Source organism: Novosphingobium sp. PASSN1 (assembly GCF_002278815.1).
On record NZ_NKIS01000001.1, the window covers coordinates 324076 to 337624 of the forward strand.

Sequence of the window (13549 nt, forward strand, 5' to 3'; positions counted from 1 at the left end):
GGCGGGGCTGTTTTTCCGGCGCGGTGCCCGAAGAAGAAAGCCAAGGCCCGTGTCAAGCACGGGCCGACGCTTCCATGCGATGTCTCCTGCTCTAGCGCGCATCCTCAAGGATCATCGCCGCGCCCTTTTCCGCCACCATCACCGTCGGCGCATTGGTATTGCCGCTGGTGATGTTCGGGAAGATCGAGGCGTCGATCACGCGCAGGCCTTCGGTGCCGTGCACGCGCAGCCGCGCATCGACCACCGACGTCGCCGCATCCGGCCCCATCGCGCAAGTGCCGGTGGGGTGATAGACCGTGTCCGCCCGCGCGCGGAAATCGGCGAGTTGGTCTTCCTCGCTTTGCACGGCAAGGCCGGGGATCAGCTCCTCGGTAATCATGTCCGCCAGCGGGCGGCTCGCGGCGATCTGGCGCAGCAGGCGATTGCCCGCGCGCACTTCGGCGATGTCCTGCTCGGTCGATAGGTAGTTGGGCTGGATCACCGGATAGGCCAGCGGATCGGCTGATCGCAGTTCCAGATGCCCCCGGCTCGTCGGGCGGCAGGGATTGAACGAGAGCAGGAAGGCGGAAAACGGATCGGGATTGAGGAGCTTGCGCGCGGCGAGCGGCGTCTTGGTATAGCTTACCGGGCTGAAATAGAGCTGCAGATCGACGTTCGGAGCCTCTGGATCGCTGCGCACGAACCCGCCGCTCTGGTTCACGCTGAGTGACAGCGGCCCGCGCCGATCAAACGCGAAGCGCAGCGCGGCCTGTGCCTTGCCGAGCAGCGGGTGCAGCTCGTCGTTGAGCGTGGCGGTGCGCACCTTGTAGAAGTACGAGACCGCGAGATGGTCTTGCAGGTTCTGGCCGACGGCGGGCAGATGCTGCTGCACGGTGATGCCATGCTGCGCCAATGCTGCACCATCGCCGATGCCGGACAGCATCAGCAATTGCGGCGAATTGATCGCGCCGCCCGAAAGGATGACCTCGCGCCGTGCCTTGACCTGATGGAGCTTTCCGCCGCGCCGATATTCGATGCCGACTGCCCGATTGCCCTCGAACAGCACCCGCGTCGCCTGTGATTTCGTGCGCACCACAAGGTTCTTGCGCCCACGCGCCGGGTGAAGGAACGCATTGGCGGTGGAGGCGCGCCAGCCGCCGCGCGTGTTGATCTGATAGAACCCCACGCCTTCGGGATGGCTGCCGTTGAAATCGGTCGTCACAGGAAAGCCGAGGCCTTCGGCGGTCTCGATGAAGCTGTGGCACACCGGGTGGACGTGCGGGGTAATCTCGGTCACGTGCTGCGGCCCGCCGCGCCCGTGGTGTGCGCTGAAGCGGTCGAAGTCTTCGGACTTGGTGAAGAACGGCAGCACATCATCCCAGCCCCAGCCGGGGTTGCCCGCCGCGCGCCAGTCGTCAAAGTCACGCGGCTGTCCGCGCACATAAACCATCGCGTTGATCGAGCCGGAGCCGCCGATCACCTTGCCGCGCGGCCAGTAGCTGCTGCGCCCGCCGAGGCCCTCAACGGCTTCGGTATCGTACATCCAGTTGATGCGCTTGTCGAAGAAGGTGCGGCCATAGCCGATGGGCACCTGGATCCAGATCGAAAGGTCGCTGCCGCCCGCTTCGAGCAGCAGAACGGAGGACTTGCCGTCTTCCGTCAGCCGGTTGGCCAGCACGCACCCGGCGGTGCCTGCGCCCACCACGATATAGTCAAAAGTCTCGCTCATCGGACGGGGTGCTGCGTCATTTCGAGGTGCAGCATATCCCCGGTGTAGGGATGCGCGCGTGCGACGTCTTCGTTGAGTTCCACGCCGAGCCCCGGCGCTGTCGGCGGAATGACGTGGCCCTCTTCGAACTGGATGGGCGTTTTCAGGATGTCCGAATGGAAGCCGCCCCATTCCTCGATGCTCTCAAGGATCAGGAAGTTGGGCGTCGCTGTTGCCAGCTGGATATTGGCCGCGCCCACCACCGGGCCGCAATAGAGATGCGGCGCGATCTGCACATGGCGCACTTCGGCCATGCCGGCGATCTTCTTGGCTTCGAGCAGCCCGCCAACGCGGCCGAGGTTCATCTGCAGGATCGCTGCGCTGCCCGCATCGAGCAGGCGCGCGAAATCATACTTCGTCGCAAGCCGCTCGCCGGTCGCGATGGGAATGCTGGTCGCGCGCGCGACTTTCGCCATTTCCTCAGGTGCATCGGGCGGGATCGGTTCTTCGAGCCACAGCGGATCGGCGGCTTCAAGGCGCTTGGCCAGCCGGATCGCGCCTGCCGCCGTCATCTGGCCGTGCGTGCCGAACAGCAGGTCTGCCTTCATCCCCACCGCTTCGCGCAAGGTGTTGGCAAACCGCTCCGAAAGATCGAGCGCTTCGAGCGACAGCTGCCGCCCGTCAAATGCGGAATAAGGGCCAGCGGGATCGAACTTCAGCGCGGTGAAGCCCATGGCGAGGTATTCCGCCGAACGCTCCGCCGCGAGGATCGGATCGTGGTAGACGTCGGTCTGGTCGCCGGGGCGGGGGTAAATGTAGGTATAGGCGCGCAGGCGTTCGTGCACTTGCCCGCCGAGCAGCTTGTAGACCGGTTGCCCAGCCGCCTTGCCGATAATGTCCCAGCACGCCATTTCCAGCGCGCTCAGCACACCCATCACCGAAAGATCGGAATGCTGGGTGAACCCGCTCGAATAGACCCGCCGCCACAGGTTCTCGATATCGTGCGGATCGCGGCCCGCCGCATAGCGCGCGAACACATCCTCGATCATCTGCGCCACGAGGTGGGGTGAGAAGGGGACGCAATAGGCTTCCCCGATCCCGCTGATCCCGCAGGCCGTCGTCAGTTTGACGAACACGAAGTAGCGCCCGCCGAAATGCGGCGGCGGATTGCCGACGACGAACGTCTCGATATCGGTGAGCTTCATGCCGCTTCGAAGCCGTTGATGACCTTGATTTCGAGGTAGTCGTGCAGGCCGAACTCGCCCCATTCACGTCCGTTGCCCGATTGCTTGTAGCCGCCGAAGGGCGAGCAGTAATCCTGCCCCGCGCCGTTCACATAGACGCTGCCCGCGCGGATCGCGCGCGCCACGCGCCGTGCGCGCGCCAGATCGCCGCTCTGCACATAGCCCGCAAGGCCATAAGGCGTGTCGTTGGCAATCGCGATGGCCTCGGCCTCGTCCTTGAACGGGATCATCACCAGAACCGGGCCGAAGATTTCCTCGCGCGCCACGGTCATCTGGTTGGTCACATCGGCAAACACGGTGGGCTTCACATAATAGCCCCGGTCAAACCCCTCGGCACGGCCCGGGCCGCCCACGACCAGCCGCGCGCCTTCGGCAACCCCGGCCTCGATCAGGCGCTGGATCTTGTTGTAGTGCACCTTGGTCACCACCGGGCCTAGATGCGGTCCGCGTTCTTTGGGATCGCCCAGCTTCACGCTTTCGGCCGTAGCCTTGGCGATGGCGACCGCTTCCTCGTAAACCGAGGCTTCGACCAGCATACGCGTCGGCGCGTTGCACGATTGGCCCGAATTGCCGAAGCAATGGCGCACTCCGCGCGTGACGGCCGCTTTCACAGCGGCATCAGCAAACACGATGTTGGCGGACTTGCCGCCCAGTTCCTGGCTGACGCGCTTGACCGTTTCCGCCGCAGACTTCGCCACCTGAATGCCCGCACGGGTGGAGCCGGTGAAGGACACCATGTCCGCTTCGGGATGGCTCGTCAGCGCATCGCCAATGCCGGGGCCAGTGCCGTGGACCATGTTGAACACACCCGCCGGGAAGCCCGCCTCGTGGATGAATTCGGCAAAGAGCTGCGCGGAAAGCGGCGCGATTTCGCTGGGCTTCAGCACCATCGTGCAACCCGCTACCAGCGCCGGGCCGACTTTGGCGGCGAGTTGGTTGATCGGCCAGTTCCAAGGCGTGATGAGCGCGCAGACGCCGACCGGTTCGTGCACCAGCCGTCCGCGCCCGCCCATCGGCCGCTCCCACTCCATTTCGCGCGCGGCTTTCACCGTTTCCTTGAGGTGGCCGGGGCCGCATTCGGCCTGCGCGTTGAACGAGAGGTCGTAAGGCGCGCCCATCTCGGTGCTGATTGCGCTGACCATTTCGTCATAGCGCGCCTCGAACACCGCAATCAGCTTTTCGACGAGGGCCAGGCGTTCCTCGAGGCTCAGCGCCGCATAGCCATCGAACGCGGCGCGGGCCGCTGTCATCGCGCGGTCCACATCATCCGGCCCGCACAACGCCACGTGGGCGCAGGGCTCTTCGGTGGCGGGATTGATGGCTTCGAACACCGCCGTCGATGTGGCGGGCAGCGCCCACTGGCCATTGATATAGGAGGGGAGGGGCTGCAACTCAGACATAACCGATAGCTCGCTTCTGATCTTCGACGATCGTTTTGGCCGCCATGAAATAGTGGAACGCGGCCCAGAAGCCGGTGGGGGCGAGGATCAGCAGCGCCGAGCGCAGCGATGCCGCATCCGGGCCTGCGGGGCCGGCAAAGTAGTCGCTCAGCAGGCCAACGCCCTGCGGCGCAACGATCAGGTTGAACACGTTGGCGATGAGCAGCGCGATGGCGCTGAACATTGCGCGCATCTTGGGCGGAGCGAGGTTCTGGCCGAGCGCGAACGCCGGGCCGATGTAGAAATAGATGCCCGGAATGAACAGCCACAGCGAAACCGTCGCCAGCGTCATGTTGTGGGTGTAGATCGCGAGGATGCCGGGGATAGTGGCGACCGCCGTTACGCCGCCGAGGAGATAGACGATCTTGCGCGGGTCGGTGAACGAAGGCCGGCCAAGGATCCATGCCGTCAGCAGCGAGGCGCCGATACCCATGACGAGGTGGATTGGGCCAACGATGGCACCCGCCGCGCCGACATCGATCTGGTAGGTCCGCTGGAGGAAGGTGGGGATGAACCACATCAGGCCCCAGCCCCACAGGGCGGCCACGCCGCTGCCCATCATCACGTGCACCGCCGAACGCTGGCTCAGGCAGAAGCGCATGGTTTCCATAAGCGTCGGGTCATCGTCGCTCTTGATCACATCGAGGCAGCCGCGCTTCGGTTCGCGAATGGTGAGCATGATCAGCCCCGCCAGCAGCACGCCGGGAATGCCGAGCACGAGGAACGCCGCGCGCCAGCCATAGGCATTGGCCACTGCGCCCGCCATGTCCGCGCCGATCCATGCGCCGATGGGTGCGCCGAGGCAGAAGATCGTCAGCGCCATCGGGCGGCGTGCGGCGGGGAAATAATCGCAGATGATCGAGTTGCACGAAGGCGTGCCGCCCGCTTCGCCGATGCCCACGCCCATGCGCGCCAGCAGCAACTGGGTGTAGCCCTTGGAGAGGCCGCACGCGGTCGTCATTACCGACCACAGCGTGATCGAGATGGCGAGCAGGTTGCGCCGGTTGTAGCGGTCCGCGATCCACGACAGCGGAATGCCCATGCTGACATAGAAGAGCGCGAGCGAAACGCCGGTGAGGAAGGCCACGCCGCTATCGCTGAGCTTAAGATCGAGCCGGATCTGCTCCAGCACGGTCGACATCACATAGCGGTCCGCGATGTTGATGGTGTAGGCCAGCATCATCACGAAGAGGACATACCAGCGCAGCGTTACCGACGCATTTTCCTCGCCCGCCGGGGCTGTGCCTGCACCTATTGCTGCCATTGGCTGTTCCTGTCCCTTGTTCTGATCATTATTGCGGCGCCAGCTGTGGTCCCAGCGCTTCGCGGAGCGGCGCAAGCCACGGCTCGAACTTCTTCCACTGATCGAGCCCGTCGCGGAAGATCGGTTGGCGCACTTGTTCCGAGCTTGGCGTGCGGACGCTTCGCTTGGTCTTGTGGAATTCGATGCAGGCGTCTTCGAACGGGAGGCCGCAGTAGTCCAGAATGCGGCGCACGCTGCCTTCGAGATCGTCGACCACATCCTCATGCTGCACGCGCAAGACGCGGCCCGGCAGCACGGCGTCCCAGTGGTCCATCAGCTCGACGTAGGTCTTGTAGTACCGAGCGATGTCCTCGATCCCGTAGGTGAATTCCTGCCCTTGCGCGAACAGCTGCTTGAGATTGCTGAAACAGCACGCCATCGGCTCGCGCCGCGCATCGATGATCTTTGCGTTCGGCAGGATCAAGTGGATCAGGCCGACATGGCGGAAGTTGTTGGGCATCTTGTCGATGAAATAGGGCCGGCCGAGCATGCGGTTGGGCATGGTATCGGCAATATACTGCGCGCCGAACGCGCGGACGGCTTCAGCATCGAGGTCTTGCAGCGAGCCGGGATAGAGCGGCTGGTCGAAGTTGAGTTCGCGGCCCTGCAGTTCGTGGACGATGCGCTGGATATCCGGCAATTCCTGCGTGCCTTCGACCATCGAGTGCGAGGCGAGGATCTGTTCGATCAGCGTAGAGCCGGAACGCGGCAGGCCGAGCACGAAGACGGGGGAGGGATCATCCAGCCCCCAGCCTTCGCGCGCGGCGAAGAAGGCCGGTGCGCACACGCGCTTCTGTTCGCGCGTGTTGGTCTCGAACACTTCGGGGATATAGCCGTTGCTGGCGCGGTGCATGGCATTGCCGCGTGCATAAGCCGCCCATGAGGCTTCGTAATCGCCTGCATCCTCCAGCGCCTTGCCCAGTGCAAAGGCGATGTGGATGCGGTCGACTTCGGCAGTCGTGGCGGCATCGAGCTGGGCTTGCATCACCGCGATGGATCCGGCCGAGAAGCGATAAGTCTTGAGGTTGGCGAGGCTCCACCATGCGTCGCCGAAATTGGGCCGGTCGGCCGTGGCCGCCAGATAGGCGTCGATTGCCTCTGCGGTGCGCGCTTCGGTTTTCAGCGCATGGCCCAGCCACAAGTTGAGATCGGCCCGGCGGATGCGCATCTCGGGCGCATTGCCGGTGATCTCGGCAATCATTGCGCGGTATTCGGGGATCACGCTGGCGAAGTCGCCAAGGCCGACCTTGATCGTGGCCGCCTGGATGCGGTGTGCATGGGCGCGCGGATCGCGGCGCAGCAGCGGCTCCAGCGCCTCGCGCGCTTGCGGGAACTTGTGCCGCGCGATCAGCACCTGCACATATTCGTGCCGGGCTTCGTCGTGGTCGGGTACAAGCGCGAGCACACCTTCATAGAGCGCTTCGGCATCATCCAGCACGTTGCGCATGTGGCCGATCTGGGCGAGCAGGCGCATGGCTTCGGGATGATCGCCCGTCTGCACCAGGACCTGGCGGATCAGCGCTTCGGCGGCGTCGATCTCGCCGTCGCTGAACAGCACTTTGGCGTGGACGATCGGGGGCGGAATGCTGGCAAGGTGCGCCACGTGGCGGCCGGCGAGCTCGGCGCTGCGCTGGTCTCCCGTCATGCGGTAGAGCCCGTCGAGCATGCGCCAGCCCATCACGAGGGCCGGATTTATCGCGACGGCGGTGTGCAGATCGGAGATAGCCGCGGGCGCATCGCGTCGCGCGACATGGCACAGCCCGCGTTCGAGGAACATCTGGCTGTAATTCGGATGATGCGCGGCAAACCGCTCCAGCACGGCAAGCGCCGCATCGGTCTGCTGGATCATGCGCAGCGAATGCGCTTCGATCAGCAGGAGTTCGCGATTGGCCGGGTGCGCGGCCAGTAGCCGATTGGCGCCTGCCGCCGCTGCGGCATAATCGCCCTTGGCCTGCAGGGCATGGAGCGCGGTGATCTCTGCCTCCGGAAGCGCGCCGGAAAGGGCAGGGTGGTTGGTCTCAGAGGGGGTCAAGTCTGCTTGCGTGGCCATCTACGCTCTTTCCTGTCGGCCTTCGCCGCGCGTGTCCATCAAGCTCGCCCAACGCATTGTGTATACTGCCAGAAAGCAAGGGGTGATGCCCTGCGGCACCACCCCCTCCAATCAAGCGCATCAGATCACATCTTGGTGGCGATCTTGATGCCGTAGGTCAGCGGACGCGTGACCGTCGAAGTCTTGATGTACTGCGACGAGTTGGTGAACGTCGAGGCGTGGCTGTTGAACAGGTTGTCGCCGAAGATCGTCACGGTCCAGTTGTCACGGCTGAAGCCGATCTGCGCATCGGTGAGGGCATAACCCGGCATCTTGTAGCGCAGCACGGTCGTGGCGGGAACGATGATCCCGTTCGGGCCAACCCCGTTGCCATTGCCCGGGACGTTACCATCAGGATAGGTCGAGGGCTGGTTGAACTGCGCACTGATGTAATTCACGCCAGCACCGATGAACCAGTCCATGCCGCCCTTGCCCGACCATTCGTAGCGTGCGCGGATGTTGCCCTGGAACTTGGGGCTGAACGGCGTGATGCTGCCGACGGTACCGAACGGGCTCTGCACCGGCTTGATCGTGCCGCCAGCAAAAACCTCGGTGATGCACTTGCCGAAGCTCGACACACCGGGGTTGTTGGCGATGAAGCACGGAGCGTTCGCCTGCTTGCTTTCGTTGTACGTGGCCGAACCATTGATGGTCAGGCCGTCCATCAGACGGGCGGAGAGCTGCGCCTCAAGCCCCTTGATGTGGTACGTCGGGCCGTTGGTTGCAAACGCCGTGTTGCCGAAGCCTGCGGCCGGGTTGAAGAAGCCGATCTGGATGTTCTTCCACTCCATGTAGTAGGCGGAGAGGTTGAACGTGACCTTGCGGTCGAACAGATCGGTCTTGAGGCCCGCTTCGTAGTTGATCAGGTTGTCGGGTGCGTATTCAGCCGAGACCAGCAGCTGCGGAGCGTGCGGCGCCAGCGGATCCTTCACGCGAGCCGAGGGGCCACGGTTGAAGGCGCCAGGGCGGAAACCTTCGCTGTAGGTGAAGTACATCATGGTGCCGGGCTTCGGCTTCCAGGTGATCGTTCCCTTGCTGCGGAAGCCGTGGTAGTTCTTCTTCAGGTTCAGCGCATCGAGGTTCGAACCCGTCGTGCAGACCGCGACCTGATAGCAACCGCCGTTGAACGAGGAGTAGACCGACCCCTTCTGGAAGTTGTCATACGAGTAGTAGCGGGTGCCGGCCGTGAGCGTCAGGGTGTCGGTGATGTCGAAATCGACCGAACCGAAAGCAGCGTACTGCTTGTAACCGCGGGTGATATCCTGGCCGAACGACACGCCGGGCGCACGCGGACCAGGCACGTTGAGCGTGGCGCTGGGGTTCGGGGCAACCTGACCAAGGCAGACGGTGTTGAGCGCGCCCGCTGCACTACGGTCAAAGTCGAGGCCGCAGTTCGGAATGGTCGTGTAGGACCAGTCCATGTTGTCCTGGATCTTGAAGTTCTCGTAGTAGCCGCCAACGATCGCATGCAAACGGCTGCTGTCATACGAAAGGCGCACTTCGTGGCTTTCGTGCGTGTTGCGCACCTTGTCGTTCCAACGGCTGTTGGGCTCGTAGCAGTAGGGCGCTTTGCCGACATTCCAGTAGTAGTTCGCACCGCCGGTGCACTGGTAGAAAATGCCGTAAGTCGCACGGGCGTAGTTGGTGTAGTCACCCTGCTGCGAGATGTGGCGCTTCAGATAGGCGCCGGTGTAGATCACCTTGATGCTGTCGCCGATCTTGCCGTTGATCGTCCACGAGGTGTTCCAGTAATCGTCCTTGTTGTACTGGGGCGAGAACAGCGTCGAGGACAAGCCTGTCAGCGGCTGGTAGTCGTAGGTGTAGGTCTGGACGGCGAAGGTGCCCTTCGATTCCAGCTTCTGGTACGACTGCGTGACGAGCAGATCCCAATCCGGCGCAACCTGCCATGCCAGCGCGAGGCGGCCACCGGTGTAGTCGACCGGGTTGAAATTGTCTTCGACCAGCGCGGCGTTGCTGTACTTGCCGTCGCGGCTCTGCTGATCCGGGGTCAACTGGTTGCCGTTGCCCTGATAAGCCAGATAGTACGAACCAAGGTCGGACGGACGGCGCGTGAAGGTCGACAGCTTGTTGTCGATATAGCCGCCGCGGTGATCGGTGTAGGCGACGACGCGGATCGCGAGCTTGTCCTCGACGATCGGCACGTTGATCATCGCGTTGAACGAGCCGTTGGTGGTGCCGCCTGCGGTGCCGCCGAAGCTGCCTTCAAAGCGGCCTTCGAACTTGCTCAGCTTGGGCTTGTTGGTGATGTAGCGAACCACACCGGCCTGCGCGCCGCCGCCGAAGAGCGTGCCCTGCGGGCCCTCGAGCACTTCGACGCGCTCCATGTCAGCAAGGTAGACGTCGGCGTTGCGCGCCGGGAACTGCATCGACTGATCGTCGAGGTAGAGCGCCACGTTGGGGAAGCCGCCGATCGTTGCCGAGGACTGCTGGCCTGCGAAGCCGGCCGAAAGACCGCGCAGGAAGATCGCGCCCTGGCCCGGGCCGTTGTTCGAGAAGGTGACGTTAGGGGTGTAGCGCAGCAGGCCGTCGATGTTTGTCACGTTGAGCTTGCTCAGCGTGTCGGTGCTGAACGCCTGCAGCGTCAGCGGCACGTCCTGGATCGACTGATCGCGGCGCTGCGCGGTCACGATGATCACATCGGACGAAGTGGAGGCATCACCAGCCTGCGCGGCAGATTGTGCGAGCGCCATTTCGCCCGAGCCGAGCGCAACAGCAGCCGCTGCGCACGACAACATAAACCGTGATTTCATGAGTACCCCCATTGTTTCCATTTTCACCCGGCACAAGGCCGGGGCCCATAAAGCGAGACGAGGCGGGCGTCCGCGGGCAGGAAACTCAGGGTATTGCTGTGGCAGCGAAGTGAAAGGGGCGTTGGTTCAGCCGCTTCACACCGGATCGGCCTGACCTGGCCAGATCGCTTGCACGCAGGCAATTCCCTGATTTTACTCCCCGTTTTTGCACGCGCATCGTCGCGTTTGGGCAAGCCTTAAGTGAAAGCAGGGGCTAAATCCACCCCCAGATTGGCTGCACTGCAGCACTCTGGCGGGTGTGGCATTTTGGTCGCTTTTCGGCCCATGCCTCCGAGCGTGTCTTCCAAGCTGCTGATTTGTTGCGGAATTGTATTAAGAACGGCGCACGGGTTTTCCCAGCCCGGGCGATCATTTCCCGCCCAAGGCGCTGCACCTCATGCCATTTTGTCAATTTTCCATAGCGGCATAAGGAAATCCGATTGGCTGCATTCGCACGCTTGGTCCACCCGGTACGCCATTCGTTCCTCGCGACTTCGGGACACTCCTAGCATGATCGACATTCGCCGGATGGGCGCACTTCTGGCCGAGCGTCCGGAAGCCCACTGCCTTCCCCAGGGCCTCTACAACGACCCCGCAGCCTTCGATTTCGACATGGCCGCGATCTTCGGCACGAGCTGGCTCATGGCCGGTTTTGAATGCGAACTGCCCAAGGCGGGAAGCTATGTTGCGCAGATGGTCGGCAAGTGGCCGGTGCTGATCGTGCGCGGCCGCGACGGGGAAATTCGTGCGTTCCACAATTCCTGCCGCCACCGCGGTTCCATGCTCTGCGCAGCGGGTAGCGGTTCTTCGCCCAAGATCGTGTGCCCCTATCACCGCTGGACTTACGAGCTTGACGGCTCGCTGCTTTCGGCGATGCGCATGGGCGATGATTTCGACAAGGCCGCCCACAGCCTGCGCCCGATCCAGATCGAAGCCGTCGCGGGATGCCTGTTCATCTGCTTTGACGACAACCCGCCGCCGTTCAACGAATTTGCGCTGCGGCTTGAGGAATACCTCGCCCCGCACAACGTCAAGGACGCCAAGCTTGCGTTCGAGAGCACCATTACCGAATATGCCAACTGGAAGCTGGTGATGGAGAACGGGCGCGAGTGCTATCACTGCTCGACCGGCCACCCGGAGCTTTCGCGCACCTTCCCGGTGGGGATGAAGAAGCACTTCGACGTGGATGGCGATCTGCGCGTGCAGGCCTTCATTGATCAGATGGCGGCCGTCGGCCTCGCCACCGATGCGCTGGAAGGCGATTGGTGGCAGCTTGCGCGCTTCTCGCTCAATCCTGAAGTGCTCTCCCTTTCGATGGACGGCGGGTTTCTGGTCAAGAAGCTGATGTGTGATCGCAATGGCGGCGATATCGGCTCGATGCGCCTTGCGGTCGATCCGCATTGCTTCATGCATTCCACCGCCGATCACACCTTCATGTTCAGCGCGATGCCGGTGGGGCCGAATGAAACCGCCGTGACCGGCAAGTGGCTGGTCCACAAGGACGCGGTGGAAGGTGTGGATTACACCATCGAAACGCTGACGGACCTGTGGACGCGCACCAACTTGCAGGACAAGGAATTGGCGGAGAACAACCAGCTCGGCGTGAACAGCCCCGGCTATCGCCCCGGCCCTTATTCGAAGGAAGCCGAGATGCTCGCGCTGCGCTTTACCGACTGGTATTGCAACACCGCCGCCAAGTATGTCGAGACCCATGGTCGCTGAATCCCCCAAGGGCTTTCGTCCCGAAACCCTCGCTGTTTCCTTCGGTTATGATCCCGCCGATGCGCTCGGCGCGGTCAAGCCGCCGGTCTACCTGACCTCGACCTTCATCTACCCCAGCGCCCAGCATGCCAAGGACGTCCATGAGGCGTTCTTCGATGGCACCGGGCCGCTGGCGGGCAAGAAGGGGGAAGGGCACATCTATTCGCGCCTCGGCCATCCCGGGCTCGACATTCTGGAAACGCGCCTTGCCGCGATTGACGGCGCGGAAGCAGCGGCGGCCTTTTCCAGCGGGATGGCGGCGCATTCCTCGATTGCGCTGACCTTCGTGAAGCCCGGTGACAGCGTGCTCCATGGCCGCCCGATCTATGGCGGGGTGGACATGCTCTATGGCTCGGTCATGCCGGGCTTCGGCACGCATGTCGAAACCTATACCGATGGCTGCGATCCCGATGCCGTGCGCGCCGCGGCCCGCGCCGCGCTGGCCAAGGGGCCGCTCGCGCTCATCGTGGCGGAAACCCCGGCCAATCCGACGGCTGCCATGGTCGATCTCGATCTGATGGTCGCGGTGGCGGACGAGATCGGCCGCGAAACCGGCCGCCGCCCGCTGGTGGTGGTAGACAACACGCTGCTCGGGCCGTTCTCGCAGCGCCCGATCGAACACGGCGTCGATCTATGCATGACCTCGCTGACGAAATACTGCGCCGGACACAGCGATCTGCTGGCGGGTGGGGTGAGCGGCAGGCTGGAGCTGATCCACCAGTTGCGCACTTTGCGAACCACCTGGGGCAACCATCTCGATCCGTTCACGGCGTGGCTGGTCGTGCGCAGCCTCGAATCCGCCTCGGTGCGGATCGAGCGCGCGATGGCCAATGCGCGTTTGGTGGCGGAGTTTCTGCGCGATCATCCCAAGGTTGCTGGCGTCACCTATCTCGGCTTCCTGAAGGAAGGCACCCCGGCGCGGGCGGTATACGACCGGCAGTGCAAGGGCGCTGGCTCCACGTTCTCGTTCCACCTCCATGGCTGCGAGGCGGAATCGTTCCGGATGCTCGATGCGCTCAAGCTGCTGAAGCTTGCGGTCAGCCTCGGCGGATCGGAGACGCTGATCTGCCATTCGGCCACCACCACCCACTACGCCGTCCCGCGCGAGGGGCGCCTTGCCGGCGGCATTACCGACGGCACGATGCGCATGTCCGTCGGGCTCGAACATGTCGATGATCTGATTGCGGATCTCGCCCAGGCACTTGAGGCAGTCTGA

The 13549-nt window shown here is 63.5% G+C and carries 8 protein-coding genes; 2 read left to right on the plus strand and 6 right to left on the minus strand.

Features of this window, described 5'->3' with window-relative positions; all coding sequences use genetic code 11:
* Nucleotides 1–91: 91 nt before the first annotated feature.
* The 6 genes from CFE35_RS01470 to CFE35_RS01495 all read right to left on the minus strand — a co-directional run bounded on the left by CFE35_RS01470 (nucleotide 92) and on the right by CFE35_RS01495 (nucleotide 10533).
* Complete coding sequence (locus CFE35_RS01470) at nucleotides 92–1708, minus strand: GMC family oxidoreductase N-terminal domain-containing protein (protein ID WP_292927196.1); 1617 nt, start codon at nucleotides 1706–1708, stop codon at nucleotides 92–94.
* Nucleotides 1705–2892, minus strand: coding sequence for a mandelate racemase/muconate lactonizing enzyme family protein (locus CFE35_RS01475; RefSeq protein WP_292927198.1), 1188 nt, complete (start codon nucleotides 2890–2892; stop codon nucleotides 1705–1707). The genes CFE35_RS01470 and CFE35_RS01475 overlap by 4 nt, the downstream gene beginning before the upstream one ends.
* The gene (locus tag CFE35_RS01480) at nucleotides 2889–4331 is read right to left on the minus strand and encodes an aldehyde dehydrogenase family protein (RefSeq protein ID WP_292927200.1); all 1443 of its coding nucleotides are present in this window, start codon (nucleotides 4329–4331) and stop codon (nucleotides 2889–2891) included. The genes CFE35_RS01475 and CFE35_RS01480 overlap by 4 nt, the downstream gene beginning before the upstream one ends.
* Complete coding sequence (locus CFE35_RS01485; RefSeq protein WP_292927202.1) at nucleotides 4324–5634, minus strand: MFS transporter; 1311 nt, start codon at nucleotides 5632–5634, stop codon at nucleotides 4324–4326. The genes CFE35_RS01480 and CFE35_RS01485 overlap by 8 nt, the downstream gene beginning before the upstream one ends.
* 28 nt (nucleotides 5635–5662) lie before the next feature.
* Nucleotides 5663–7723: a tetratricopeptide repeat-containing sulfotransferase family protein gene (locus tag CFE35_RS01490; RefSeq protein WP_292927204.1), complete on the minus strand. Its 2061-nt coding sequence runs from the start codon at nucleotides 7721–7723 to the stop codon at nucleotides 5663–5665.
* A 125-nt stretch (nucleotides 7724–7848) separates the two neighbouring features.
* A complete protein-coding gene (locus CFE35_RS01495) occupies nucleotides 7849–10533 on the minus strand; it encodes a TonB-dependent receptor (RefSeq protein WP_292927206.1) in 2685 nt (894 codons plus the stop codon).
* A gap of 549 nt (nucleotides 10534–11082) precedes the next feature.
* On the opposite strand from CFE35_RS01495, the gene CFE35_RS01500 reads away from it, so the two are divergent.
* Nucleotides 11083–12294, plus strand: coding sequence for an aromatic ring-hydroxylating dioxygenase subunit alpha (locus CFE35_RS01500; RefSeq protein WP_292927208.1), 1212 nt, complete (start codon nucleotides 11083–11085; stop codon nucleotides 12292–12294).
* Entirely contained in the window at nucleotides 12284–13549 is a 1266-nt protein-coding gene (locus CFE35_RS01505; RefSeq protein ID WP_292927210.1) for a cystathionine gamma-synthase family protein, read from the plus strand. Before CFE35_RS01500 ends, CFE35_RS01505 begins: the two co-directional genes overlap by 11 nt.

Coding starts and splice junctions, on each gene's coding strand:
- CFE35_RS01475 (WP_292927198.1), bottom strand. CDS start 2,892: ATGAAGCTCACCGATATCGAGACGTTCGTCGTCGGCAATCCGCCGCCG.
- CFE35_RS01500 (WP_292927208.1), top strand. CDS start 11,083: ATGATCGACATTCGCCGGATGGGCGCACTTCTGGCCGAGCGTCCGGAA.
- CFE35_RS01480 (WP_292927200.1), bottom strand. CDS start 4,331: ATGTCTGAGTTGCAGCCCCTCCCCTCCTATATCAATGGCCAGTGGGCG.
- CFE35_RS01485 (WP_292927202.1), bottom strand. CDS start 5,634: ATGGCAGCAATAGGTGCAGGCACAGCCCCGGCGGGCGAGGAAAATGCG.
- CFE35_RS01505 (WP_292927210.1), top strand. CDS start 12,284: ATGGTCGCTGAATCCCCCAAGGGCTTTCGTCCCGAAACCCTCGCTGTT.
- CFE35_RS01470 (WP_292927196.1), bottom strand. CDS start 1,708: ATGAGCGAGACTTTTGACTATATCGTGGTGGGCGCAGGCACCGCCGGG.
- CFE35_RS01490 (WP_292927204.1), bottom strand. CDS start 7,723: ATGGCCACGCAAGCAGACTTGACCCCCTCTGAGACCAACCACCCTGCC.
- CFE35_RS01495 (WP_292927206.1), bottom strand. CDS start 10,533: ATGAAATCACGGTTTATGTTGTCGTGCGCAGCGGCTGCTGTTGCGCTC.